This window comes from Corynebacterium sp. MSK032 (genome assembly GCF_030232065.1).
Lineage (GTDB): Bacteria > Actinomycetota > Actinomycetes > Mycobacteriales > Mycobacteriaceae > Corynebacterium > Corynebacterium jeikeium_D.
The window spans coordinates 182,360-206,396 of the sequence record NZ_JASPJR010000002.1 but is presented as its reverse complement, the minus strand read 5'-3'; the positions used below and the strand labels follow the sequence as shown (position 1 = coordinate 206,396).

At 57.8% G+C, this 24,037-nt stretch carries 17 protein-coding genes; 3 read left to right on the top strand and 14 right to left on the bottom strand.

From position 1 onward, the window contains the following. Window positions 1-34 precede the first annotated feature (34 nt). The 4 genes from QP995_RS02070 to glnA (QP995_RS02055) all read right to left on the bottom strand — a co-directional run bounded on the left by QP995_RS02070 (window position 35) and on the right by glnA (QP995_RS02055) (window position 5,493). Window positions 35-229 carry a PspC domain-containing protein gene (locus QP995_RS02070; RefSeq protein WP_048732581.1) on the bottom strand — a complete coding sequence of 65 codons (195 nt, stop codon included), beginning with the start codon at window positions 227-229 and terminating at the stop codon, window positions 35-37. Window positions 230-391: 162 nt separating this feature from the next. Further along, entirely contained in the window at window positions 392-1,849 is a 1,458-nt protein-coding gene (gene glnA / locus QP995_RS02065) for a type I glutamate--ammonia ligase (RefSeq protein ID WP_049170204.1), read from the bottom strand. Window positions 1,850-1,921: 72 nt separating this feature from the next. Further along, window positions 1,922-3,094 (bottom strand): ornithine cyclodeaminase family protein, encoded by a 1,173-nt coding sequence (locus tag QP995_RS02060; RefSeq protein ID WP_049170206.1) that lies wholly within the window; start codon window positions 3,092-3,094, stop codon window positions 1,922-1,924. A gap of 962 nt (window positions 3,095-4,056) precedes the next feature. Further along, window positions 4,057-5,493 (bottom strand): type I glutamate--ammonia ligase, encoded by a 1,437-nt coding sequence (gene glnA / locus QP995_RS02055; protein WP_048732575.1) that lies wholly within the window; start codon window positions 5,491-5,493, stop codon window positions 4,057-4,059. A gap of 404 nt (window positions 5,494-5,897) precedes the next feature. Here glnA (QP995_RS02055) and QP995_RS02050 point away from each other — a divergent pair, with 404 nt between their 5' ends. Further along, the gene (locus QP995_RS02050; RefSeq protein ID WP_016423046.1) at window positions 5,898-6,416 is read left to right on the top strand and encodes an RDD family protein; all 519 of its coding nucleotides are present in this window, start codon (window positions 5,898-5,900) and stop codon (window positions 6,414-6,416) included. A gap of 2 nt (window positions 6,417-6,418) precedes the next feature. Here the strand turns inward: QP995_RS02050 and QP995_RS02045 are convergent, their stop codons facing one another. From QP995_RS02045 to QP995_RS02015, 7 genes are all read right to left on the bottom strand, one after another. Further along, window positions 6,419-8,038: an aspartate:alanine exchanger family transporter gene (locus QP995_RS02045; protein ID WP_172954657.1), complete on the bottom strand. Its 1,620-nt coding sequence runs from the start codon at window positions 8,036-8,038 to the stop codon at window positions 6,419-6,421. A 267-nt stretch (window positions 8,039-8,305) separates the two neighbouring features. Further along, window positions 8,306-9,085, bottom strand: coding sequence for a DUF4191 domain-containing protein (locus QP995_RS02040; protein WP_005511046.1), 780 nt, complete (start codon window positions 9,083-9,085; stop codon window positions 8,306-8,308). A gap of 93 nt (window positions 9,086-9,178) precedes the next feature. Next, a complete protein-coding gene (lipA, locus tag QP995_RS02035) occupies window positions 9,179-10,237 on the bottom strand; it encodes a lipoyl synthase (RefSeq protein ID WP_016423044.1) in 1,059 nt (352 codons plus the stop codon). 9 nt (window positions 10,238-10,246) lie between these two features. Then, window positions 10,247-11,050, bottom strand: a complete 804-nt coding sequence (lipB, locus tag QP995_RS02030; RefSeq protein ID WP_049170215.1) for a lipoyl(octanoyl) transferase LipB — start codon at window positions 11,048-11,050, stop codon at window positions 10,247-10,249. A gap of 152 nt (window positions 11,051-11,202) precedes the next feature. After that, a complete protein-coding gene (locus tag QP995_RS02025) occupies window positions 11,203-12,828 on the bottom strand; it encodes an inorganic phosphate transporter (protein ID WP_049170217.1) in 1,626 nt (541 codons plus the stop codon). A 569-nt stretch (window positions 12,829-13,397) separates the two neighbouring features. After that, complete coding sequence (gene sucB / locus QP995_RS02020) at window positions 13,398-15,428, bottom strand: 2-oxoglutarate dehydrogenase, E2 component, dihydrolipoamide succinyltransferase (RefSeq protein ID WP_150961050.1); 2,031 nt, start codon at window positions 15,426-15,428, stop codon at window positions 13,398-13,400. 173 nt (window positions 15,429-15,601) lie between these two features. Further along, complete coding sequence (locus QP995_RS02015; protein WP_080969608.1) at window positions 15,602-17,140, bottom strand: leucyl aminopeptidase; 1,539 nt, start codon at window positions 17,138-17,140, stop codon at window positions 15,602-15,604. Between the two features lie 222 nt (window positions 17,141-17,362). Here QP995_RS02015 and QP995_RS02010 point away from each other — a divergent pair, with 222 nt between their 5' ends. Beyond that, window positions 17,363-18,478: a branched-chain amino acid aminotransferase gene (locus QP995_RS02010; RefSeq protein WP_284852861.1), complete on the top strand. Its 1,116-nt coding sequence runs from the start codon at window positions 17,363-17,365 to the stop codon at window positions 18,476-18,478. A 489-nt stretch (window positions 18,479-18,967) separates the two neighbouring features. After that, window positions 18,968-20,845: a vWA domain-containing protein gene (locus QP995_RS02005; RefSeq protein ID WP_070566889.1), complete on the top strand. Its 1,878-nt coding sequence runs from the start codon at window positions 18,968-18,970 to the stop codon at window positions 20,843-20,845. 569 nt (window positions 20,846-21,414) lie between these two features. Here the strand turns inward: QP995_RS02005 and QP995_RS02000 are convergent. The 3 genes from QP995_RS02000 to QP995_RS01990 form a co-directional block, all read right to left on the bottom strand. Then, the gene (locus QP995_RS02000; protein ID WP_258225332.1) at window positions 21,415-22,287 is read right to left on the bottom strand and encodes an adenosylcobinamide-GDP ribazoletransferase; all 873 of its coding nucleotides are present in this window, start codon (window positions 22,285-22,287) and stop codon (window positions 21,415-21,417) included. 5 nt (window positions 22,288-22,292) lie between these two features. Beyond that, window positions 22,293-23,330, bottom strand: a complete 1,038-nt coding sequence (gene cobT / locus QP995_RS01995; RefSeq protein ID WP_049190512.1) for a nicotinate-nucleotide--dimethylbenzimidazole phosphoribosyltransferase — start codon at window positions 23,328-23,330, stop codon at window positions 22,293-22,295. A gap of 102 nt (window positions 23,331-23,432) precedes the next feature. Next, window positions 23,433-24,026, bottom strand: a complete 594-nt coding sequence (locus QP995_RS01990; protein ID WP_049190511.1) for a bifunctional adenosylcobinamide kinase/adenosylcobinamide-phosphate guanylyltransferase — start codon at window positions 24,024-24,026, stop codon at window positions 23,433-23,435. Window positions 24,027-24,037 lie beyond the last annotated feature (11 nt).

Here is a 24,037-nt window from a genome sequence, read left to right as displayed (position 1 = left end):
TATGGCTATTTAGGTATTTTTCGGTCGACCGCGCTTATACGTAAGTTTCCTTCGGCATGATGATCCATGCTGCGAGATAGAGAAGAAACTGCGGACCAGGCATCAGGAAAGACGCGACAAATATAACGCGCAGCAAAGTCGCATCCCAGTTGAAATACTCAGCGAACCCACCGAGCACACCGGCAACCATTTTGTTATTGGTGGAACGGGTCAGTGACTTGTTGTTCATAACAATCAAGGGTAGCCCCAATCCGTTTAGTTCGCAGTGGTGCTGGCTCTACTAAATGTGCCGACTAAAAACAGCGTGTCCCAGCTAAAAACACCGCTACCCCAATACGGTTAGGTGGGGTAGCGGTGTGGGCGTCGTTAAGCGAGCTTTACGGGGCGAATGCTAGCAGTCGTAGTAGAGCTCGAACTCCTGCGTCGTCGGGCGCAGACGTGCCGGCATAATCTCCTGATCGAACTTGTAGCGGATATGCGCGTCGATGAGATCCTGTGTGAAGACATCGCCGGCGAGCAGGAACTCGTGGTCCTCCTCCAGCGCCTTCAGCGCACCCTCCAGCGAATGCGGGACGGTAGGGACGTCCTTGAGTTCCTCTGGTGGCAGCTCGTAGAGATCCTTGTCAATCGGCTTGCCAGGCTCGATACGGTTCTTGATGCCGTCGAGACCAGCCATCATTGCGGCGGTGAAAGCCAAGTACGGGTTGCCCGACGGGTCCGGAGCGCGGAACTCGATGCGCTTGGCCTTCGGGTTTGCGCCGGTAATCGGGATTCGGATGGCGGCCGAGCGGTTCTCCTGGCTGTAGACCAAGTTGACGGGAGCCTCGAATCCCGGAACCAGGCGGTGGTAGCTGTTCATCGTCGGGTTGGTGAAAGCCAGGACTGCACCGGCGTGCTTCAGGATGCCGCCAATGTAGTAGCGCGCCATGTCGGACAGGCCACCGTAGCCGTTCTCATCGTGGAATAGTGGCTTGCCATCCTTCCACAGTGACTGGTGGATGTGCATACCAGAGCCGCCATCGCCGGCCAACGGCTTCGGCATGAAGGTAGCGGACTTCTGGTTGAACTTGGCGGTGTTCTTCACCACGTACTTGAAAGTCTGCATGTCATCGGCGGCGTGCAGCAGAGTATTGAAACGATAGTTAATCTCCTGCTGACCGCCCGAACCCATCTCGTGGTGGGAGCGCTCAACATGGAAGCCAACATCCTGCAGGTGCTCGCCGATTTCGTCACGAAGATCCTGCATGTGGTCATACGGAGCAGTAGGGAAGTAGCCGCCCTTGGTACGCACCTTGTGGCCGAGGTTGCGCGATCCGTCCGGGTTTACCTTCACCCCGGAGTTCCACCAGCCCTCAACCGAATCCACCTCGTGGAATGACTTGTTTGAACTGGAGTCGTAGCGGACGGAGTCGAAGATGTAGAACTCTGCCTCAGCGCCAAAATTACAGGTATCGGCGAAGCCCAGTTCGTTCAGGTAGTTCTCGGCCTTACGGGCAATATTGCGCGGGTCGCGACTAAACGGCTCGCGGGTGTGCGGGTCATGGACGAAGAACTTCATGTTCAGCGTCTTCGACTTACGGAACGGGTCGATGAAAGCCGTGTCCAGGTCGGGCAGCAGCATCATGTCGGAGTTATCCACCGAGGTGTAACCCGCAATGGACGATCCGTCGAAGGCGAGGCCCTCATAGGCTGAGTCCTCATCAAACTCGGATACCGGAACGGTTAGGTGCTGTTCGATGCCGGGAACGTCGGTGAACTGGACGTCTACCCAGCGAATGTCATTGTCCCGGATGTATCGTTGGATTCCTTCCGGAGTTGTCTGGTCACTGCTGGGTTTGAACTTACCCATTGGTAAAACTCGCCTACTTCGCGTCTAGCTTGTTGAGCTTACTAATCGTGTTATCGAACTTGCTGGTCACTACTACTTCAGCAGCGGAACATCCCACAGGTTCAGCTTGGTGCCGATGCCCTTTGCCAGGGCGTTGTCGTAGACATCGGTGGCCCAGGCGACGTCCTCGACTGGCATGCCTCCGATGGAGTAGCAGAAGATTTCCTCGTCGTTCTGGCGACCCGGGGCCTTACCGGAAGCGATATCGCCGATGTTGACAAGCTTCTCGGCGGGAAGAGTGCCCTCTTCCTTCATATCCCACCAGCGGTTACCCGGAATACCGAGCAAGCGCTCATAGGTCACGTCTGGGCCGTTCTCGTTGAACCACTCTTCGTACAGGCCGGTGTAGTCAACGACGAGGTTGCAGTCGTCGGAACGCACGAAGTCGTCGTCGAGGCGTGCAGCGGCCGGCATGAGCAGCAGCGCGCCGGGCTTCAGGTACTCCTTCTTGAAGTACGGGAAACCGGACGGGCCATCGGAGGAAGTCGAGGTGCCGGCGATGAGGATGTCGGAGTCGCGGATGGCCTCTTCTTCGGTCTCGACGATACGGACCTCTTCAAGCTGTGGGAACTCGTTCTTAATCCAATCGACAGCCTTCTGAGTCGAAGCCTGGGAGCGGCCCTTGACCTTAACCTTCTTGATGCTCGGACGCTGTGACATAGCAGAGCCGAGAATGGTGCGGCTCATAACACCCGGGCCAATGATGCCAACGACCTCGGCATCTTCGACGGCCAGGTGCTTGACGCCGACACCCGGGACAGCGCCAGTGCGGTATGCCGAAAGGAGGTTTGCCGACATGACAGCCTTCGGCGCACCCGTAATTGCATCGTTGAGAATGAACAGGTGGATCGAACGTGGCAGGTCGTTCTGGCGGTTATCGGCATTGGAGCCGTACCACTTCACACCTGCGCCGTTGAAGCGACCACCGAGGTAAGCGGGCATTGCCATGAAACGACGGTCAGGGCCATTTGCCGGCATACCCTCATGGATTGGGTTATCCGGGAAGTTGATCTGGGCACCGTGGGAGTTAGCGGAAGCGCCGGCCATCCGGTAGTCGCCGTCGGCCAGCAGAATCAGGGTTTCTTCCATGGTCTCAACACACTTGGCGAAATCCGTGACACCAGCTTCAACCATGTCAGGTTCGCTGAGGTAGAGAAAATCAATGCGAGTTGAGTTTTCTGGGTTGGCAGCGTTTTCGTTAGTCAAGAATGCTCAAATCCTTCTTAATGTTCATCGGCCACCCTATGCGGCGGCTGGGCTTAAGTTATTCCAGATGCATGCTCTCCAGAATCAATCAAATCGCCTCGGCGTGGGCTCTCGAGTCGCCATTTCCGAGGGGTATGGCGTACCACCATACGGAAAAACCACAGCGTAGGGGCGTTTACGCAGTTTTCAGCACGACATTCCCGCTTTACGACGGTCACAGCGACAGAGCCCAACTTCCGTCAATAAGTTGCCCGTAATAACTACTTCGACATGCACAATTGATACTTTTTGAGAACGATTACAGATGAGTGAATTATCCTCCCACGCATCAGTGTTTATGAACTTTGTCACATGTCATTAAGCTGCGACACATTTCTGGTTCAACGGGCGTGATTGCCTGGCATCCTACCTTCGCAGCATGTCCATCCCCCCCCCTGGTGGCCGCCCCCTTGCGGTGTCCCTCGCATCCGTCCCTCGTGTTGTCCCTAGCGCCACCCTCGCACTTATGGCCACTTTTCTGGCACTTATCGATGATTTTCCTTCACTCATCGACGATTTTTCATCACTTATCGACGGCTGTCCGGCACTTATGCGCACGGTATCCTCCCCACCCTGTCACTTGTCGATGCGCTGTTCACTTATGGCCACGCTATAGCGCATCGACAAGTGAATATTGCATCGATAAGACTGGGGCGGAGAGTGTGCAACTCTACTCGTGCAGGAGTCGCGGCCCTTTTGTGGTGGTGTATGACCCTGTTCAGGGGAGTGGCCCGGAACCGCGCACAAATTCGTGCTCACATACGCGCGCGTATGCGGGCCCAGGCGCCCGCAGCCAGCATGACCGCAATGAAAAACCGCCTGACCACATTAACTGTGGTCAGGCGGCATCTAACAAGCTCGTTGGGCGGCCATGAGGAGCAATGGGGGGGGGTGCTTGCTGTGGCCGTCGTGAAGCGAAAACTCTAGCAGTCGTAGTACATTTCGTATTCCTGCGGAGTCGGGCGCAGGCGAACCGGTTCGATCTCGTTTTCGTACTTGTAGTCGATGTAGGTCTGGATGAGGTCCTCGGTGAAGACATCGCCCTCGAGCAGGAACTCGTGGTCGTTGCGCAGGGCCTCGAGTGCGGCCTCGAGAGAGGTCGGAGCCTGCGGGATGTCGGCGGCTTCCTCCGGCGGGAGCTCGTAGAGATCCTTGTCGACCGGAGCGTGCGGTTCGATGCGGTTCTTCACGCCGTCCAGTCCGGCCATCATCATGGCAGCGAAGCCAAGGTACGGGTTGCCCGACGGGTCCGGGGCGCGGAACTCGATGCGCTTTGCCTTCGGGTTGGAGCCGGTGATCGGAATGCGAACAGCGGCGGAGCGATTGCGCTGTGAGTAGACCAGGTTAATCGGAGCCTCGAAGCCCTTGACCAGGCGGTGGTAGGAGTTCAGGGTCGGGTTGGTGAAGGCCAGTACCGCACCTGCGTGGTGCAGGATGCCGCCGATGTACCAGCGAGCGATGTCCGACAGTCCTGCGTAACCGGCCTCATCGTGGAACAGCGGCTTGCCGTCCTTCCATAGCGACTGGTGAGCGTGCATGCCCGAGCCGTTGTCGCCAGCCAGCGGCTTCGGCATAAAGGTGACGGACTTGCCCTCTTCCCAGGCGGTGTTCTTGATGATGTACTTGAAGGTCTGCAGGTCGTCTGCAGCGTGCAACATCGTGTTGAACTTGTAGTTGATCTCCTGCTGGCCACCAGTGCCGACCTCGTGGTGGGCGCGCTCCAGGTCGAAGCCGGCGTCAGCGAGCTTCAGGCACATCTTGTCGCGCAGGTCCTGGTAGTGGTCGTACGGAGCGGTAGGGAAGTAGCCGCCCTTAAGACGGGTCTTGTAACCCAGGTTTGCAGAGCCGTCCGGGTTCTGGTCCTTGCCGCGGTTCCACCAGCCTTCGATGGAATCAACTTCGTAGAAGCCGCGGTTGGTGTCGGTCTCGAACTTGACGTTGTCGAAGATGTAAAACTCCGCCTCAGCGCCGAAGAAGCAGGTGTCGGCGATGCCGGTAGAGATGAGGTATTCCTCCGCCTTCTTCGCGACGTTACGCGGGTCGCGGGAGAACGGCTCGAGGGTAAACGGATCGTGGACGAAGAACTTGACGTTCAGGGTCTTTGCCTTGCGGAACGGGTCAATGCGCGCAGTGCTCAGGTCGGGTAGCAGTGCCATGTCGGACTCGTCGATGGAAGTGAAACCACGAATCGAGGAACCGTCGAATGCCAGGCCTTCGGCCATCGCGTCCTCGTCAAATGCGGATGCCGGGATGGTGAAGTGTTGCTCGATGCCGGGAACATCCGTGAAGCGGACGTCTACGAACTCGACGCCCTCTTCCTTGATATACGCGACTACTTCCTCGGGAGTTTTGAAGGACATGTGCGGTCTCCTTAGTTGGCCTTGTTTAGTACGCAGTAGGGAATTCTTGCACGATGTTTCGTGCACCTGCCGCGCTGTCAAGGACTGGCCGGTTGACGCCTTCAAGCTTAACGAACCACGCATTCATTCTGGAATTAGAACCACGAATTTCTGGCATGGTGCGTGAGAAATTCGCCAATACGGAACAGGTTACGCAAATAGGGAGCAGGTTATCTATTTGTGGAAACAAGGCAATACCCTGCGCATTCATGTCACACACGCTTTACGACGCGCCTTTAGCTCCCGTGCTGATAAGAAAATGGAAAAGGCGACGCAACATCGCCCCCGGATTACCCCCGCACGCGCTGAATGGCTGTCCCAGCCCGTGATTTGATAGCCGGATTGCTGCATTAGACTATGAACCCATGGAAGAAAAGCACAGTTGGCTAGATGGCCCTCAGATTCCGGGAGAGTTCGATAATCCGGACAAGCTCTCGGACTATCCCGGCCAGGCATTGGGTCTTGCCCCCGATGGCCCAGGATCGCAAGCGACGTTGATGCGTCGCGTCGGCGGCATTCTCATTGACTGGATTATTTCCTTGATGATTGCCGGCGCTTTTTCGATGTTCTTCGGCCCGAGCGAGGCGCAGATTGACCAGTTCGGGGATTCGTTTATCGCCTGGCAGTCATTCCTTGCGACCTATTCGCCAGTTGTCTTCCTCATTATTGGCACGGTGTCGGTTTGGCTGTTCGCCCGCACTCCGGGCCAGTGGATGATGAAGATGGGTGTCGCTCGCGTGGACAAGCCCGGCGAGCGAGTTGGCTTTGTTCGTGCCTTCTTCCGCAGCTTGCTTACTCTTTTCTTGCTGCCGCCAGCAATCACCGACTCGGATATGCGCGGCATGCACGACCGTGCCACTGGCACGGCCGTCATTTTGGGTTAGCGCTATAGCACCAACACGACCAGGACCTGGGCGAGAATAATCTTCATGATCATGGCCATTGGATACACCGTTGTGTATCCCATTGCCGGCAACTCGTTCTTGGCCTGGTCGTTGACGTATGAGAGCACTGCCGGGTGAGTCTGCAAGCCCGAGAGGATACCCGCAGTTTGGCCGAATGGAATCTTCAGCACACGGTGACCGACAATGAGGGTCAACAGTGCGGAGCTAAACGCGATGATGGCGGCAAGACCCAGAACTGTCAGTGATGCCGGGTCAGACAACGCAGCCTGGAATCCCTTACCGGCAGTGGTGCCGATACCTGCCAGGAACAGTGCTAGACCCATGGTGCGGAACGCCAGGTTGGCCGAGTAGGGGATAGGCCAGACCAACGGGCCAGTGCGACCGACAGCACCCAGAATCAGCGCCACAACCAGTGGACCACCAGCGGATCCCAGGGCGAGCGAGCTGCCGCCCGGAAGCGGAATCTTGATGAGACCCACCAAGACACCCAGCGTAAGCCCAAGGGTGAGGGGCAAGAGGTTGACGTCGGAAAGCTTCTTGTAGGAGTCGCCGAAGAACTTTGTTGCGTCCTTGATTTTCTCTGGCGGTGCAACTACGCGGACGCGATCACCAAGCTCTAGGCGCATGTTTGGCTCTGCGACGATGTCGTGGTCGCCGCGGCGAATACGCGTAATGATTATGCCGTCCATGCGAGTCTGAAGTTCCGCAATGGGTACACCGACCACGTCAGATGCAGAGACGAAGATGCGACGGAAGTCCAGGCGACCGTCGTGTGTCGGATCACCCGGCATAAGCTCGCCAATGTACTCGGCGGCACGAGCAATTTCTTCCTCTGTACCGACGACGGAAATAATATCGCCGACGGAGACAGTGTCACCCGGAGACGGAATGTAGAGGTGGCCCTTGTACTCAATGCGCGAAACCGTAATGTCCAAACCGAACTTCGACGGAAGGTCAGTGATGGAAGGCAGGTCGTCCTTGAGAATCTTGATGTCCCGAGTATGTAGCGGAAGCGCGGCGACACCTGCGTCAATAGCTTCCTGGTCGTGATCGACGCGGAAGACCTTCGACATAATACCGATAGAGGCAATCACTGCCAGCACGCCGATTGGGTAGGCCAGGGAGTAACCAATCACCGGCATATCGTGGGCAGCGGCCAGCTCGCCCTTATCCGAAATGAGGCTAGGAAGAGCATCGACGATTGCGGCCATAGCCGGGGTGTTGGTCAGGGCGCCTGTGAAGGCGCCTGCGCCCTCCACCGGGTCGATAGGCAAAAACTTGATCAGCAAGAAAGACTCGATAGTGACAACTGCGAGCACACCAATGCCGAACAGGTTGTGCTTGATACCGCGCGAGCGTAACGAGCTGAAGAACTCGGGGCCCGCCTCCAACCCGATGGTGTAGACGAATAATGCCAGGCCCACGATGTAAATCAACGGGGAGATTTGAATTTCCGGCTCAATAGTCGCGAGGATAAGGCCGACGAAGAGGACGGCAGCCACGCCAAGCTTGAAGCCGAAGATCTTGATCTGGCCAATTGCCAGGCCAAGAAACAAAATCACTAGAAGCGCTAAGAGTTCATTTTCAGCCAAGAGTTGCACATATCCCATGGTGGCACAACTAGCAGTAATCTTCATTAAGCATTGTTTCCAGCAAGGATACGACCTTTGCTGACAGCGTGATAAGTGAGAGCAATCACTTCAACAAGACATCAATAACTGTGTGTGAAGACATGGCTTTAGGCATCGTTTTAAAGCTTTAAAGCACAAAAAAAGGGGGCCCGAAAGCCCCTTTTTTCTGCTTCAACCTAGGTTGCCCCTCGGCGGGTTGCCCGAGCAACCGACCCTGGTGAAACCTAGCTAAAACCTCTAGTGCTTCTTGCCGCGATTGGCGGCACGGCGCGCACGACGGTTCATGCCGGCCTGTGGGTTAGCGCCCTTCGGCATTGGACCCTTGGGCATGTTCGCGCGCGCATCGCGAATACGGTCCATCGACTGGATGCGCTCATTCAGAGCGTTGGCCTGATCCTTATTCAGGTTGCGCGGCAAACGCATGAGTTCGCGCTGCAGCTTCTTCGGCGGGACCTGGCCCTCGTCGCTACCAGCAATCATGTCGTAAATCGGCGCTTCGCCCGCAATGCGTGCCAGCGACTTCTTCTCACGAGCAATCATCTGCTTGACGCGGTTCGGATCACCTTCACCGACCAGCACAACACCGGCGTTACCAATAACACGGTGAACAGCATCCATGTGCTGATTAGCGACAACACCGGTCTTGACGTGCCAGACATAGCCAACGCCCTGACGCATATTGTCCAGCGTCCACGCCGCAGCGCCGGCCTGGCCTTCCGCCTCTGTGTAGAAGGACGCCTCAAGACGCTTAGAGAAGATGTACATCGCGACCATAAAGCCGATCGAGATACCAATAATCGTCAGAACCCAGGGCCAGACTCCACCAATGAGCAGACCAAGCAGTAACAGCAGGATAATTGGACCGAAGAAGCCCAGCGCCATGTAAGGCACGAGCTTGTTGTCCCGCGAGCGCTGCAGCTTAAACGCCTGCCACATCTGGCTACGAGTCTGCTTACGCTGAGCGCGCTTGGCGGCGCGGTTCGCCTTCTTCATTTCTTTCGCATCATTGGTCGCCATAATCACCAACTTTAGGGCATGCGATGTAGTTTTAGGCAATAGACCGCGCCGTAGCGCCGTTTCGCTTTACGACGGCGCTGCGGCCGTCGGCCTCTAGGAAGCCGGAATAGTCGAAGTGACTGGCGTATCCTCCGATGCGCCATAGCGGTCGAGCAGAGTCGAGGCTTCCTGAAGCGCGAGGTTGTTGTCGTTGTCGTCGGCAAGCGCGGACAGATGCGCAGGCAGTTCCTGACCGCGGTGCGCCAGTGCACGGGCGTAGAGTCGGCCAGCGCGGTAGGAAGAGCGGACCAGCGGGCCGGACATGACGCCGGCAAAGCCCATCTCTTCAGCGGTCTTGGAGAGTTTGACGAACTCCTCCGGCTTAACCCAACGTTCAATTGGATGGTGCAGTGGAGTGGGGCGGAGGTACTGAGTGATCGTCAGAATATCGCAGCCGGCATCGTGCAAATCCTGCATAGCGGAGATGATCTCGTCGTAGGATTCGCCCATGCCCAGGATGAGGTTGGACTTGGTAACTAGCCCAGCTTCGCGAGCGCGAGTGATGAGTTCCAAGGAACGCTCGTAGCGGAATGCGGGGCGGATGCGCTTGAAGATGCGCGGCACCGTTTCCAAGTTGTGGGCGAAAACCTCGGGCTTGGCGTCGAATACCTGCTGTGCTGCAGATTCGTCGCCACGGAAGTCATCGACAAGGAGCTCGACTCCGGTATTCGGGTTGAGTTCGTGGATCTGGCGGCAGGTCTCAGCGTAGAGCCAGGATGCACCGTCGGGCAGATCGTCGCGGGCGACACCGGTGATAGTGGCGTAACGAAGACCCATCTCGCGGACGGATTCCGCAACACGACGCGGCTCATCCTTATCCAATGGGTCGGGCTTGGCTGAGTTAATCTGGCAGAAGTCGCAGCGGCGGGTGCACTTATCGCCGCCGATGAGGAAGGTGGCCTCGCGGTCTTCCCAACATTCGTGAATGTTCGGGCAGCCAGCCTCCTGACAGACCGTGTGCAAAGAGGCACCCGAGACACGGTTTTTCATGTCCTTGTAGCTGGGGCCCGGACGAACCTGGTTGCGAATCCACCGGGGCTTGTTCTCGATAGGGGTCTCGGCATTTCGTGCCTCGACGCGCAGTAACTTACGTCCTTCTGGCTTAACAGTCACAGTTTCATCCTACTCTTTTGTTGATGAGTACTCGAATATGCCGGTGGTGGAGTTGTGCTTCACCCGGTGTGGCAGGTCCTTCGTGGGGTCGGGCGCGGAGCCGAAGGAATGGTCGGCAACGGTCAAACGGCCTTCCAAAGCATCTTGCAAATCTGCCAGAAGCGGCTCTGTCATCTCTGACACGCTAACATTTCGGTCAAGCTCCCGGGATAGGGTGGTCACTCCAGCATCGGAGATGCCACACGGGATGATGTAGTTGTAGAACTCCATAGAGTTGTCGCAGTTCAGACTGAGTCCGTGCATGGTTACACCATGGGTCACGCGGATTCCCAGTGCCGCAATCTTTCGGTCGCTCAGTCCGTTTGATGCGGGAACCCATACCCCCGAGCGGCCATCGATGCGGCCAGCAGCCGCGATGCCGGCTCGGCGAACGGTTTGAATGAGGGCTTCTTCCAGTCTGCGGACGTAGTCCACCACATCGACCGGCTGAGCGAGCTTGATGATGGGATACATCACAAGCTGGCCCGGGCCGTGCCAGGTGATGCGGCCACCGCGGTCGACATCGACGACCGGCAACCCATTGGTAGGACGGTCCTCCGGCTGGGTGCGCTTTCCTGCTGTGTAAAGACTCGGGTGCTCAAGCACGAGAACCTGATCTGGAATTAGGTCTTTCGCACGCTTGGCAGCAAGGTCTGCCTGTAGGTGCCAGGTCTCTTCGTAGTCGACAAGGCCGAGATGTTGAATCTCGATGTCGGAGCTTGATTCCCGAATGGATTTATCTGCGCGAGTAAAAGGTTTTCTTGGGGCAGTCATGGTGGCCTATAGGATACGCCGAAATTCTGTAGGCCTCAGATTACTTGTTACTTGGATAGCGCCAAACTTACTTGGATAGCGCCAGACGTAAAAATACCCCGGTGGTCACTAGAAAGTGACCGCCGGGGTAAAAGTGGCGTGCTTTTGTGGGCTTAGCCGAAGACGACGCGGAGGATGGAAACGGTGATTGCCGAGATACCTGCAGCGGCCGGAAGGGTAATAACCCAGGCCAAACCAATCGGCTTCATCAGGTTCCAGTTAGCGGCACGGTTAACGATACCGACACCGAGAACGGCACCAATCAGAATGTGGGTGGAGGAAACCGGCAGACCCAGCAGGGAAGCAATCATAACGACCACAGCAGCGGAAAGCTCTGCGGCAAAACCCGATGCTGGGTGGATCTCAGTCAGGCCGGATCCGACGGTCTTGATAACGAAGCGGCCGATAAACCACAGACCGGAGATGAGAGCGACACCCATGGTGGTCATGACTGCCAGCGGGACGCCGGACTCGGAAGAGATCTCGTTGGTACGGAGAACATCCAGAATTGCCACGAACGGGCCAAGCGCGTTAGCGATGTCGTTCGAGCCGTGGGAGAAAGCGAACGCAGCAGCGGTGAAGACCTGCATCCAGCTGAACAGCAGGAAGGTGGAACGATCCAAATCCTGACGCTTCAAAGTACGCGCGAAGATGTAAACGGCAAGCCACACTGCGGTGGCGATCATGCCCATAATCAGGAAGTTGTCCAGGCTGGAAAGCCCTAGGTGAAGGTTCTTCAGACCCTTGAACAGCATCATCGCGGAGATGACAATAGAGCCCAGGGCTGCTAGACCCGGAACCCAAGCTTCCAGCGCACGGTGAGCGCGGACATCATCAACCTTGGATTCGATGTGGACGAGCTTGCGGAAGTACTCAGACTCCAGGTCATCCGGGGTCCAGTCATTGTCACGCATCGTCGTAGCGTCGCGAAGCATCGCGTTGGTGTACGAGATCTGATCGTGCTCAGGGAGCTTTTCGAAGTCGTCGCGGTGCTGCGCCTTGAGGTCCGCCTTTTCCTGGTGGATGGCCTGCAGCTGCTTGGAAGCCTTGTCGTTGTAGACGAGAATCGAGTTCTTAATACCGCTGAACAGAAGGAACGCAACCAAACCGCCGAGGAGCGGAGAGAGGACCCAGGAAACGGCGATCTGACCAATCTGATCCCACTGGACCATGCTCCAGCCACCCTTGCCGGTGATGAAACCGACCGTCAGTGCGGCACCGACGATACCGCCGACGATGGAGTGGGTAGTGGAGACTGGCCAACCCATGCGGGTGGCAACGAGGAGCCACACTGCCGCGCCGAGAAGCGCGGACATCATGATGAAGGCGAACTCCATCGGGTCCAAACCGTGGATTGCGTTCAGGTCCACAATGCCGGAACGGACGGTGTCAGTAACCTCGCCACCAGCGAGGACGGCGCCCGAAACCTCAAAGACTGAAGCGACAACAAGCGCCTGCTTCATGCTCAGGGTGCCGGCACCGACTGAAGTACCGAAGGAGTTAGCAACGTCGTTACCGCCGATGTTGAACGCCATGAAGACGGCGAACGCGATGGTAATCAGAAGGATTGCCGTATTTGCCTGCGGGCCCACAAAGTCATAAGCCCAGAAGACAAAAATTACGATGTTGATTGCGAGAAGCCCGCCGAAGAAGAGGTGCCACCACTTATCTGAGGAGCTCGATTGCTCAGATGATGTGGTCCCGGTCGACGAACTAGTATTCGCTGGAGCCGAGGACATGCTCCACCTTTCTAAGTTACGTACAGAGAGCAAAAATAGGCACGCCAAAGAAGCCTGCTGTCTAATGATTTCTTAGATTGGTAAAGGCTAATTGCTAACTAGGTGACGGCGAGGTTAACAAATAATGAATTTAATTATCGCTATCTTCAGCTCTCGTCGGTGTAGCTGAAAGCGATAGCCGGAACTGTGTGCGGGGGTGTGTGGTGTTCTCGCATTTCGGCAGGACAAAAAGTATGCGCATTTGCTACTTGCAGCTTTGCTTTCGGTTCGACCCTCCCGCTGTCTGCTAATGGCTTAACGGCGCAATAACAGCACGTTAATTCTTTGTGCCGATGGAGCCTTTGCTAGCTATGTGTGGCTACGTGAAATCTGAGCACTAGCCAAGAATAGGGGGCCTGCGCATTTGAAGGAATCGCTGATTAGGTTCAACTGCGGGACGAATGCGGCAAAAGAAATACCCGCGTCAGCCGCAAAGTGCGACTAACGCGGGCAGGGAAGAGGCAGAACCTCCTGCTAGCAAGCCAGCTAGATTCCCGCGGCGCTACTACCCCAGGAGGGGAGCAAGCTGCTTAGAGCTGCAGATCCGATTCGAAGTTAGCAACCTCGAGGCGGTCAACAACGGTCGTCATGAAGCGACCTGCATCAGCGCCGTCGATCAGGCGGTGATCGTAGGTAATTGGCAGGAAGACCATGGCGCGAATACCAATGGCATCTGCCTCATTCTCGGTGACGACTACTGCGCGCTTCTTAATCGCGCCGGTGCCGACCATTGCGGCCTGCGGCGGAACCAGAATCGGAGTGTCGGTCAGAGCGCCCTCGGAGCCGATGTTGGTAATGGTGAAGGTGCCGCCGGACAGGTCGTTCGGGGTCAGCTTGTTGTTGCGAGCGCGGTCTGCGATGTCCGCAATAGCAGCAGCCAGCTCCGGCAGGGACATATCCTGAGCGTTGTGGATGACCGGGGAGAGCAAACCACGCTCGGTATCGACAGCGATACCCAGGTTGACCTGCTCGTGGTAGGTAATCTCCTTGGTCTCTTCGTTCCAGGAAGCGTTGACGTTCGGGTGGCTGACCAGAGCCTCAACGATTGCCTTTGCAAAGAATGGCAGGAAGGTCAGCTTTGCGCCGTGCTTCTTCTCGAACTCAGCCTTCTTAGTAGCGCGCAAATCCCAGATGGCAGTCATATCGGCCTCGTGGACCTGGGTCAGCTGTGCGGAAGTCTGCAGAGACTCGAGGGTCTTGGCAGCGGTGATCTCGCGGATGCGGTTGACACGCTGGGTGGTGCCGCGCAGCTCAGCGAGCTCAGGGCGAACGCCCTTGGTGGACCAGTTGGAGCCGGACTCAGCAGTAGTCTCCTGGCCGCCCTCGGCAGCGCGCAGAACATCCTGCTTACGAATGCGGCCGCCGATTCCAGAGCCCTCGACCTTAGTCAGGTCAACGCCGTGCTTGTCAGCCAGCTTGCGGACCAGCGGGGTGACGTAAGGAACGTCCTTGTTAGCGGAAGGCTTGGATTCAGCCTTCGGAGCCTCAGCCTTCGGAGTCTCCTTCTTCGGCTCTTCCTTCTTTGGCTCCGGCTTGGACTCTGCCTTTGGAGCTTCCTTCTTTGGCTCCGGCTTGGATTCAGCCTTTGGAGCTTCCTTCTTCGGTGCAGCCTTCTTTGGCTGGCCACTGCCAACGCGAGCGATGACCTCGCCGACGTCAACGGTGTCGTCTTCGTCGTAGAGGACCTCGAGCAGGGTGCCTGCGACTGGGGAAGGAATTTCGGTGTCGACCTTGTCGGTGGAAACCTCGAGCAGTGGCTCGTCGACCTCGACGGTGTCGCCGACCTTCTTCAGCCAGGTGGTGATGGTGCCTTCGGTGACGGATTCGCCGAGCTCCGGCATCTCAACGTCAGTTGCGTCGCCAGCGTCAACGTCGGTGGAGTCTTCCTCAGTCTCCTCGTTAGCCTTTACTGGCTCCTCGTCCTTCTCGACTGCGGCAGATGCCTCCTCGGCCTCTTCCTTGGCGGCCGGAGCAGTGTCTGCATCGCCAACGCGAGCGATGACCTCGCCGACGTCAACGGTGTCGTCTTCATCGTAGAGGACCTCGAGCAGGGTACCTGCGACCGGGGAAGGAATTTCGGTGTCGACCTTGTCGGTGGAAACCTCGAGCAACGGCTCGTCGACCTCGACGGTGTCGCCGACCTTCTTCAGCCAGGTGGTGATGGTTCCTTCGGTGACGGACTCGCCGAGCTCCGGCATCTCAACGTCAGTAGCGGAACCGGAGGCAGCCTTCGGTGCTTCCTTCTTTGGCTCTTCAGCGTCTTCCTTCGGAGCCTCTTCCTCGGTCTCCTCAGCGGAATCGTCAGCGCCTTCCGGCTCTTCGCCCGGCTCGCCGACCTTTGCGATGACCTCGCCAACATCGACGGTGTCGTCTTCTTCAAAGAGAATCTCGGTGAGAACACCGGCGACCGGAGATGGAATTTCGGTGTCGACCTTGTCGGTGGAAACCTCGAGCAACGGTTCGTCGACCTCGACGGTGTCGCCGACCTTCTTCAGCCAGGTGGTAATGGTGCCTTCGGTAACTGATTCACCGAGCTCCGGCATCTCAATAGAGGTCGCCATGTTTGTGCACTCCTCGAAAAGTTAAGAAATCTCGTTTTAAGACGGTTATTACAAATTAGCTTACAGGTTGAAAACTCTGCTTGCCCCGTGGGCTGCGCCCGCTTTCGACTGGTGCGTGGAATAGCTCATTCCAGCCAGGATTCCAGCCGGGCGGGGCGCAGTCGGATGACCGGCTACTTCGTTGCCAAATCCTCAATCACAGAGAACATCGTCCGAACCGGAACACCAGTGCCCCGCTTCGGGGTATAACCATACTCCCCGGTGGTGTTGAAGGCCGGACCGGCAACGTCGATGTGAACCCATTCAACATCCTCGCCAACGAATTCGCGCAGGTATGCAGCTGCAACGCTCATGCCACCAAAGCGAGAGTTCGTGACATTCCGCAGGTCAGCCACCGGCGACTTCAGGGCCTCTGCTAGCTCAACTGGAATCGGCATTGCCCAACCATTTTCACCAATGCTCTGAGACAGCTCTGCAACACGGTCACGGAACTCGTCGTTACCCAGGACGCCCGGGGTGCGCTCGCCAAGAGCGACCAGCTGCGCACCGGTCAGGGTAGCGGTGTCAATCAGGTGAGTCGGCTTGTCTTCGCAGGCGCGGACAATGGCGTCTGCGAGTACGAGGCGGCCCTCAGCGTCGGTATTCAGAATCTCAATGGTCTTACCGCCGTACTGCGTAATGACGTCGCCCGGACGGTACGCCTTACCACCCGGCATGTTCTCCGCCATTGGAACAGTTGCGGTCACCGGGGTGGATACACCTAGGCGAGCAGCCAGGACGACTGTGGCAATAACAGCCGCAGCGCCGCCCATATCGGAGATCATGTTCTCCATGCTGGCGCCCGGCTTCAGCGAAATACCGCCAGTATCAAAGGTGATGCCCTTACCGACCAGGCCCAGCGAATTCTCTGCCGACTCATCGCCCTTCCAGATCAGGCGCACCAGGCGCGGCCCGCGCGAGGATCCACCACCCACGGCATTGAGGCCTCCGAAACCGCCGGCGCGCAGAGCGTCGTCGTCAAGCACCTCGACCTCGAGCCCCGCGTCACGGCCCAGCGCTGCAGCAGCGTCAGCAAACGTCTCGGGGTAGAGGTGCGACGATGCTGTATTGACGAAGTCACGCGCGGTGGCAACGGCATCTACAATTGCCGAAGCGCGCTTTACGACGTCGTCATCAGCGCCCAACACAACCACCTTCTGGGTGGCCTCGTTGCTTTCTTCGTCGCTCTTCTGACCGGAGTAAGCGTAAGCGCCCAGCGCAAAGCCCTCGGCTGCAGCCTGCGGATCGATGGCGCCGAGAGTGTTAAAGACCACCTTGGCCTTGGTCATACGGCGCGCAGCGGCGCCGCAGGCACGGCGGATGTCCTCGGCATCCAGGTCCTCAGAACCCACGCCAACGCCCGTGACACTGTCGACATCCAAGCCAGCAGGAGCCGGGATGGTGGTCACGGACTCGGCCTTAGCGCTGGCGGAGACTGCCTCAAAGGAGGCGAGCAGCTGCTCTGCAACCGAACCGATGGCCTCGGGTGCGACCAGCTCGAGACCATCCTCGCCGTCGATAAGCGCGACGAGAACCGCGTCGGCGTCCGCGGGCAGAGAGTTGTCGGCAGCGATGACCACGCGAGTGCCGATAGCCGGCAGGTAATTGGACAAAACAGCGGCGTTGCGAGAAGCGCCGAGCTGTGCCGAATCATTGTTAGCGGGGACTGACATGTAGTTGCATCTCCTTGTAGTCGTACTATGTGGTACACCACCGTATCCCTATTTGCCGGTTCGTGTCCTTCACCCCTGGACAGCGGACTGACGAGCCAGCGCCACGACTATTGGAATGTACCCGCGCCTAGTGCCCGCGACGCTGACATTGCCCTGACTAACACGGTCTTTCGGGGGCGAGTATTGATACGACTCGATCCTCGACGGTTTAGGATGAAAGACATGTCTGCTTTGGAATTTGCAATCGAACGTAACCCGAATCCACTCTCTGATGCCGAGCGCGAGGAGATTTTGGCCAACCCTGGTTTCGGTAAGCACTTCACCGACCACATGGTCCGAATTGACTGGACTGCAGACAAAGGCTGGCATGGCGCCAAGCTGCAGGCATACGGTTCGATTGAAATGCAGCCGTCTTCTTCGGTCCTGCATTACGGGCAGTCGATTTTTGAGGGACTGAAGGCGTATCGCATGCCGGATGGTTCCATTGTTACTTTCCGCCCGGAGCAGAACGCTCGTCGCTTCCAGCGCTCCGCTGACCGCATTGCAATGCCGCAGCTGCCGGAGGAGACCTTCCTCGAGGCAATCCGCCTGCTGGTTGAAGCCGATGCAGCATGGGTGCCGCCAGCTGGTGGCGAAGAATCCCTGTACCTGCGTCCAATCATGTTCTCCACCGAGAGCACCCTGGGCGTGCACCCGTCGAACTCTTACACCTTCCTGCTCATCGCTTCACCTGCCGGCGCGTACTTCTCCGGTGGCATTAACCCGGTGACCGTGTGGATCTCCCACGAGTACGTGCGTGCCGCGCCGGGCGGCACCGGTGCTGCGAAGTTCGCAGGTAACTATGCAGCTTCGCTGGCGGCTCAGCAGCAGGCAGAGGAAAAGGGCTGCGACCAGGTTGTGTGGCTGGACGCTGTCGAGCGCAAGTACATCGAGGAGATGGGCGGCATGAACCTGGCGTTTATCTACCCGGATGAGAATGCTGACGCTGGTGTTCGGCTGGTGACTCCAGAGCTGTCTGGTTCGCTGCTGCCGGGCATTACTCGGGCATCGCTGCTGCAGGCTGCTCAGGATCTGGGCATGAGTGTCGAGGAGCGTCGCATTTCCACCGAGGAATGGAAGAATGATGCCACCTCCGGTGTTATGAGCGAGGCATTCGCCTGCGGTACTGCTGCAGTCATCACCCCGGTCGGTTTTGTGAAGTCCGCTGAGGGCGAGTTCGAGATCAACGGCGGCGAGACCGGTGAGTGGACTATGAAGCTGCGCGAGCGGCTGACCGGTATCCAGCACGGCGAGGTTGAGGATACCCACGGTTGGATTTACAAGCTCGTTGAGGCTTAGTTTCGGCGTAGGTCGGCTAAGAAAAATTTAATAGTGGTTACTAGAATTAGTACTTTCGCAGCCCCTGTTCAGTATTCGCTGTTCAGGGGCTGCGTTTTTGCTTTGCTGGCTCCCCAACGGCTGTGCGATTTTCTCATGGTTCATGAATTGTTCAGGCGGCATTTGTTTAGCCGTTAAAAACACCTCTAGCGTGACCGGGGTCACTGTGAAAAACTACCAACACGATTGATTTTTGTAGTTGGGAAAACAGTTTGAGGCGCTGTGATGGTGGTAGTTCAAGACTTTTTTAAAGATAGTTTTTCGTCAAGTAGTTCAAAGCGCCTAAGGGTAACCATCGTTGTCACTCTGTTGTTGGCTGCGTGGACGATTGGGTTTAGTGCGATTCCGGCTCCGGTGGCGGCAGCCCAAGATTCGCCTTCGCCGTCCGGGGTGGAACAGCCCGCTCCTACGGGCGAAGGGGGTACGGGCGAAGCAAAAGCAGAGCTAATCATGGATCTGTCTGGTTCGATGCTTGCCGACGACGCCGGAGGCACCCGCCTCGATGCGGCAAAGCGCGCATCCACGGAGCTGATTGACTCCCTCCCGGATGATGCGCTGCTTGGCATGCTGGTTTATGGCCAGCGCGAATCCAGTGATGAATCCAACCGCGAACGTGGTTGCCAGGACATCGAGGTGCTGTCGCCTGTCCAAAAGGTCGACAAAGAAGGCCTGAAGAGCAGGATTGCCGGGTTGGAAGCTCAGGGCTATACGCCGATCGGCAATGCACTGCGTAAGGCGGCTGATGAGCTTGGCCCAGACGGTGAGCGGTCAATTATTTTGGTCTCTGACGGTATCGACACCTGCGCGCCGCCACCGGTGTGTGAGGTTGCGAAGGAACTGGCAGGGCAGGGTGTTGGCCTGACGATTCACACAGTGGGCTTCAAGGTCGATGAAGAAGCTCGCGCTGAGCTGGAGTGTGTTGCGCAGGTATCCGGTGGACAGAGCATGACTGCGGACGATGCTACCCAGCTTGCAGACCACATGAAGTTCTTGACTCAGCGGTCAGTGCAGGGCTACGAAACCACGGGTACTCCTTTCGAGTTCTCCGAGACTAAGGAAGGCGCGAAATGGCTCGGCGAGGGCAAGTACCAGACGACGCTGGTGCCAGAGGTTGCCCAGCACGATCGCACCCCGCTCTACTACCGAATCGCAGTGCCGAAGGGACACAACGCGATTGTTACCTCAAAGGTGTTAGCGAATATCGATGCTGAGGGTAAAGGCCAGCAGGATGTCCGAACTGAAGTTGACGAAATCATCAATGAAACTGGCGGAAAATGCCAGGACGACGGTCGTATGGGGTCGCTGACTGGCGCCGAAGCTAGTGCCGATTCGTGGACTCCAACTTCGGCTGATGCAAGCATTCTTGCATGGGATAGTGACCGCATCGAATCCAGTTGCGATCAAACCAAGTGGCTCGTCGCAAATAACGTGTGGGTCTATGACGGTGATTCAGTAGCGGACTATCGTGATGAACCGGTGAAGGTCGAGGTTAGCGTCCAGTTTGAGCCAGTCCTGAAGAAGCAGGATGCTGGCAAGCTAAATGAGGGGCGGTCTTCTTCGACCGGCGACAAAGCCTACAAAAAGGCCACTTTTGGAGAGGCCAAGCCCGTAAACGGTGGCAATAACGCAGCCCAAGCGCCGGAAGTTAAATCTGGGGATACCATCTCTGACACAATCGTGCCCGGTGAACAGAAGTTCTACAAGATCCCTGTCGAGTGGGGTCAGCGACCAGTGATTGCTGCCCGCACTGGAAATTCGGAGCGCGATAATGCCGATTCCATGGGAGTTGCCCTGCTGAATCCGTTCGAGGTTTCCGTTGCGGATGGAACAATGCACTTTTATCAGGATTCCGAGGACCTGAACTTGTCAACAGATCGTCCGGTCGAATACAACAACCGAGAATCTAATGTTGGAGGACGACCTGTAGCCAACGCCGGCTACTACTACGCGACTGTCCGAATGGCTAACTATCGCCCGGATGAAGAGGTCAGTGGCATCGATCAGCCGTTCCAGCTCGCATTCCTCCTGGACAACAAGCCAACTAAGGGGCCTGACTGGCGACCGACTGACAAGAACGGCCCGACTCCATCCGATAAGCCGATTCTGGCCAAGGGAGAGTCGGAACAGGAAACGTCAAAGGACTCGTCAGAAGATGCGTCGAATGAATCTGACTCCTCGGATACGGATTCTCAGGCATCCGCATCCTCGTCGGACATGGAAGATGAGGGCATGAGCCCGTTGGTCATTGGCACCGTTGTAGCAGTGGTCGCCGTGTTTATCGGCATTGCCGGCGCAATCGTCTACCAGAACAAGAAGCGCAAGGAGTAGACAAACCGTAAGATCAGGAAGTTCCTGAGCAGGGGGGGGGCAGGGTGGGGAAGGCAGCAAAATTGTGTCCGCTTGGCGTATCGCTGGCGGGCACATTTTTTGCTACTTAGCCGCAAGAACTGACAACTCCAAGAATTATGGGCTGCAGATGTGAAACTGTGTGAGTTTATGACACTTTCAAGCCATTTTTCGGACCATTTTTGACATAAACGCAGTCAGTAACTCGCATTGGCCCGCTGTCGCTAACATAACCGCAGTCACTAGCCCCCACTGAACCCAAACCCCACTGAACCTAAACCCCGGGAGTGTCACCCCAACAAAGAAAAGCGCGTCCCGTGCATCGCTGCGGCGGGACGCGCTTTTTTAATTAGCTGGGAGGCTAGAAGGTGTGCTCGTTCTTGGCGCCCCGGCAAACGGTCGGCGCAAAATAATTTGGGCGAGCCCCGAAACGAGCCTCCTGTACTCCGCCTTCCCGGCGGTGTGCCCTCAGAATACGTCCGCGTCAAAGCGACCGTCAATAGTTCTTTTTAAAGAAAACCCCAACGGGGGCAATGCGCGCATTTTCCCTGCTAGAACCCTATGGCAAGTGCCACGGCACAGACAGCGCACGTTATCTCAATGACTGCACCAAACACGTCGCCGTTGACTCCGCCAAACCTCTTCACGCAATGCCGCGTCAGCAGCAGTGTAACGCCAAAGCTCAGTGCACAAGCGACTACGCCCACGAGCCCAACCACCCAGCCCGACACAGCGAGCAGCAGTATCCACCAGCAGGTCACCGTGACTGTGGACTGAGTACCGGCAGACAGAGAGCCGAAGCCGCTGTTCGAAAAAGGCGGAAAGCCGCGCCAGCAGGCAGTCGTTGCTGCCGCGCGAGAGGCTACAAAAGGCAAGCACAGCGCAACCACGCCAGGCCACATCTGACCGGCAGACCACTGCGACAGCACACTAGCCACAATCACGGCAAAAGCAGTCGTCGTCGTCAACATCGTCAGCACGATGGAGCCCACGCCCATTGGGCCGGTGCTCGGATCGCGCAGCACCTCCCGCGCCCCCTCCGGCGGCTTATACGAGCCGAGGGCATCCGCCACATCCGCCAGCCCATCCAGGTGCATCGCGCGGGTCAACATCTGTGCCGCCACCATAATCAGGGCGCCGCCGAGGATCGGGGTGACGTCGTAAAGCGTGGGCGTGCGTGACGACGACGTTGCGAACAGCGCCGCCGTGATGAGAACTGCACCCGCGGCAGGAACGAGCCCAGCTACTGGCAGTGCGGCGATGGCGCGACGGCCGGTGATGCGGTCGAACACGCTCGCGCCTTTGAAGGGCAGGATGGTGAGCCAGGACAGGGCAGTGGTGATGGCCTCAGCGACGGCATTGCCGTGAGCAGAGGGATCGCCGTCGAGGTTGTCCTGGCGAGACGGGCCGGCTTTGTCGGACAAGTCGATTAGTCCTTGGTGCTTACGCCTGCGTCGGCGAAAGTAGCCATGTTGCGCAGGACCGATACGCCGGACTTGACCAGCGGTAGGGCAGCGACGGCGCCGGAGCCTTCGCCAAGACGCATCCCGTATTCGAGAAGTGGTTCCTTATCCAGGTGTCGAAGGGCAAGCGCGTGCGCGGGCTCTGCCGACTTGTGGCCGGCGACCCACCAATCGCGGGCGCCCGGAGCGAGCTGGTCAGCCAGCAGAGCAGCGGATGTGACAACCACTCCGTCCAAAATCACAGGAGTGCGACGAACCGCTGCTTGCGCCAAGAACGCGGCCATCACGGTCATATCCGGCGAGGAAATACGACGGAGCACCTCAACCGGGTCATTGCGCAGGCGACGCACGCGGAACATGGCATCGCGTACGGCAGCGACCTTGAGCTTCCACCCCTCGTCATCAATGCCAGTGCCTCGGCCGACGACGACCACCGGTTCGGAGTTGGTCACGGCACCAATCAGCGCCGCGGCTGGAGTGGTGTTTCCGATGCCCAGGTCGCCGGCAATGAGCAGGTCAGCGCCTTCATCAACGGCGGCGTCGGCAATCGCGATGCCCGTGCGGATGGCCTTATCGACCTCCTCCTCGCTCATCGCATCCTCGCGGTCGATAGAACCACAGCTGCGACGGATACGGTATGGCCCTTCGGCATCGTGGTCGAGGGAAATGTCCACACCGGTAACAGTGGCTCCCGCGATGTCAGCGATAGCGTTCACGCCGGCACCCTTTGCCTCGATATTGGCAAGCATCTGAATAGACACCTCGGACGGGTACGCGGACACCCCGCCCTGGGCAACACCGTGGTCACCAGCGAAGACATAAACACGACAATCGTCCAGGTCACGCGGAGGGCATTCTCCCTGACACGCCGAAATCCAAATGCCGAGTTCTTCCAACCGGCCAAGTGAGCCTGCGGGTTTAGTCAACTGCTCATGGCGCGCGCGGGCGGCCTGTTCAGTCTCTTCGTCAGGGCGTGCTACCGGTCCAAAATAATCCGCGTTCATACTCTCAAACGCTACCCGAAAACGATTTGTCTACCGACCATTGGTGCACAGCTATTCGCATTGCTAGGCAGACCGTCATAGGGGAAGCGGCGTGGAGTGAATCTAGTTCGCCGCCTTGACTTCCATGGGGCAGCCAGCCACAACTAGGACAACACGATCACAGACAGCTGCGAGCTGTTGGTTGAGAAGGCCAATTTCATCACGGAAAAGCCGCCCTGAGCGGTGTTCGGGAATGACACCGAAGCCCACTTCGGGCGACACAATGAACAGGTCGGAATCTGCGGGGAAGTTGCGCACGGCGTCGACAAGCGAGTGCGTCCACGGCGCGACGCTGCCCCTCGGCGCCTCCCACAGCCCCTGCGCGTCGATGATGTGCGTCAGCCAGGTGCCGACATCGTCCAGCAGCATGCGCCGCTCCGGCGACGCGAGAGCTTCCACCGCATCGACGTCATCAACCGTGTGCCAGGCCACTCCGTGCTCTTTTGCCTGTGCTTGACGACGAATGCGGTGCTCCTCGACCCTGGAGTGAAAATCGCTATCACCGGGCCAGGGCCGTGCTGTTGCGATGTAATGCAACACCGTTGAGGCTGCAGCATCTGAGGCACCGCCGGTTGAGGCTGCGGCGGTGGCCAGCAGCTCGTGCTCAGCCCATGAGGACTTGCCTGAGCGGGCGCCACCGAGAACCAAAGTGCGCATGGCAGATGAGG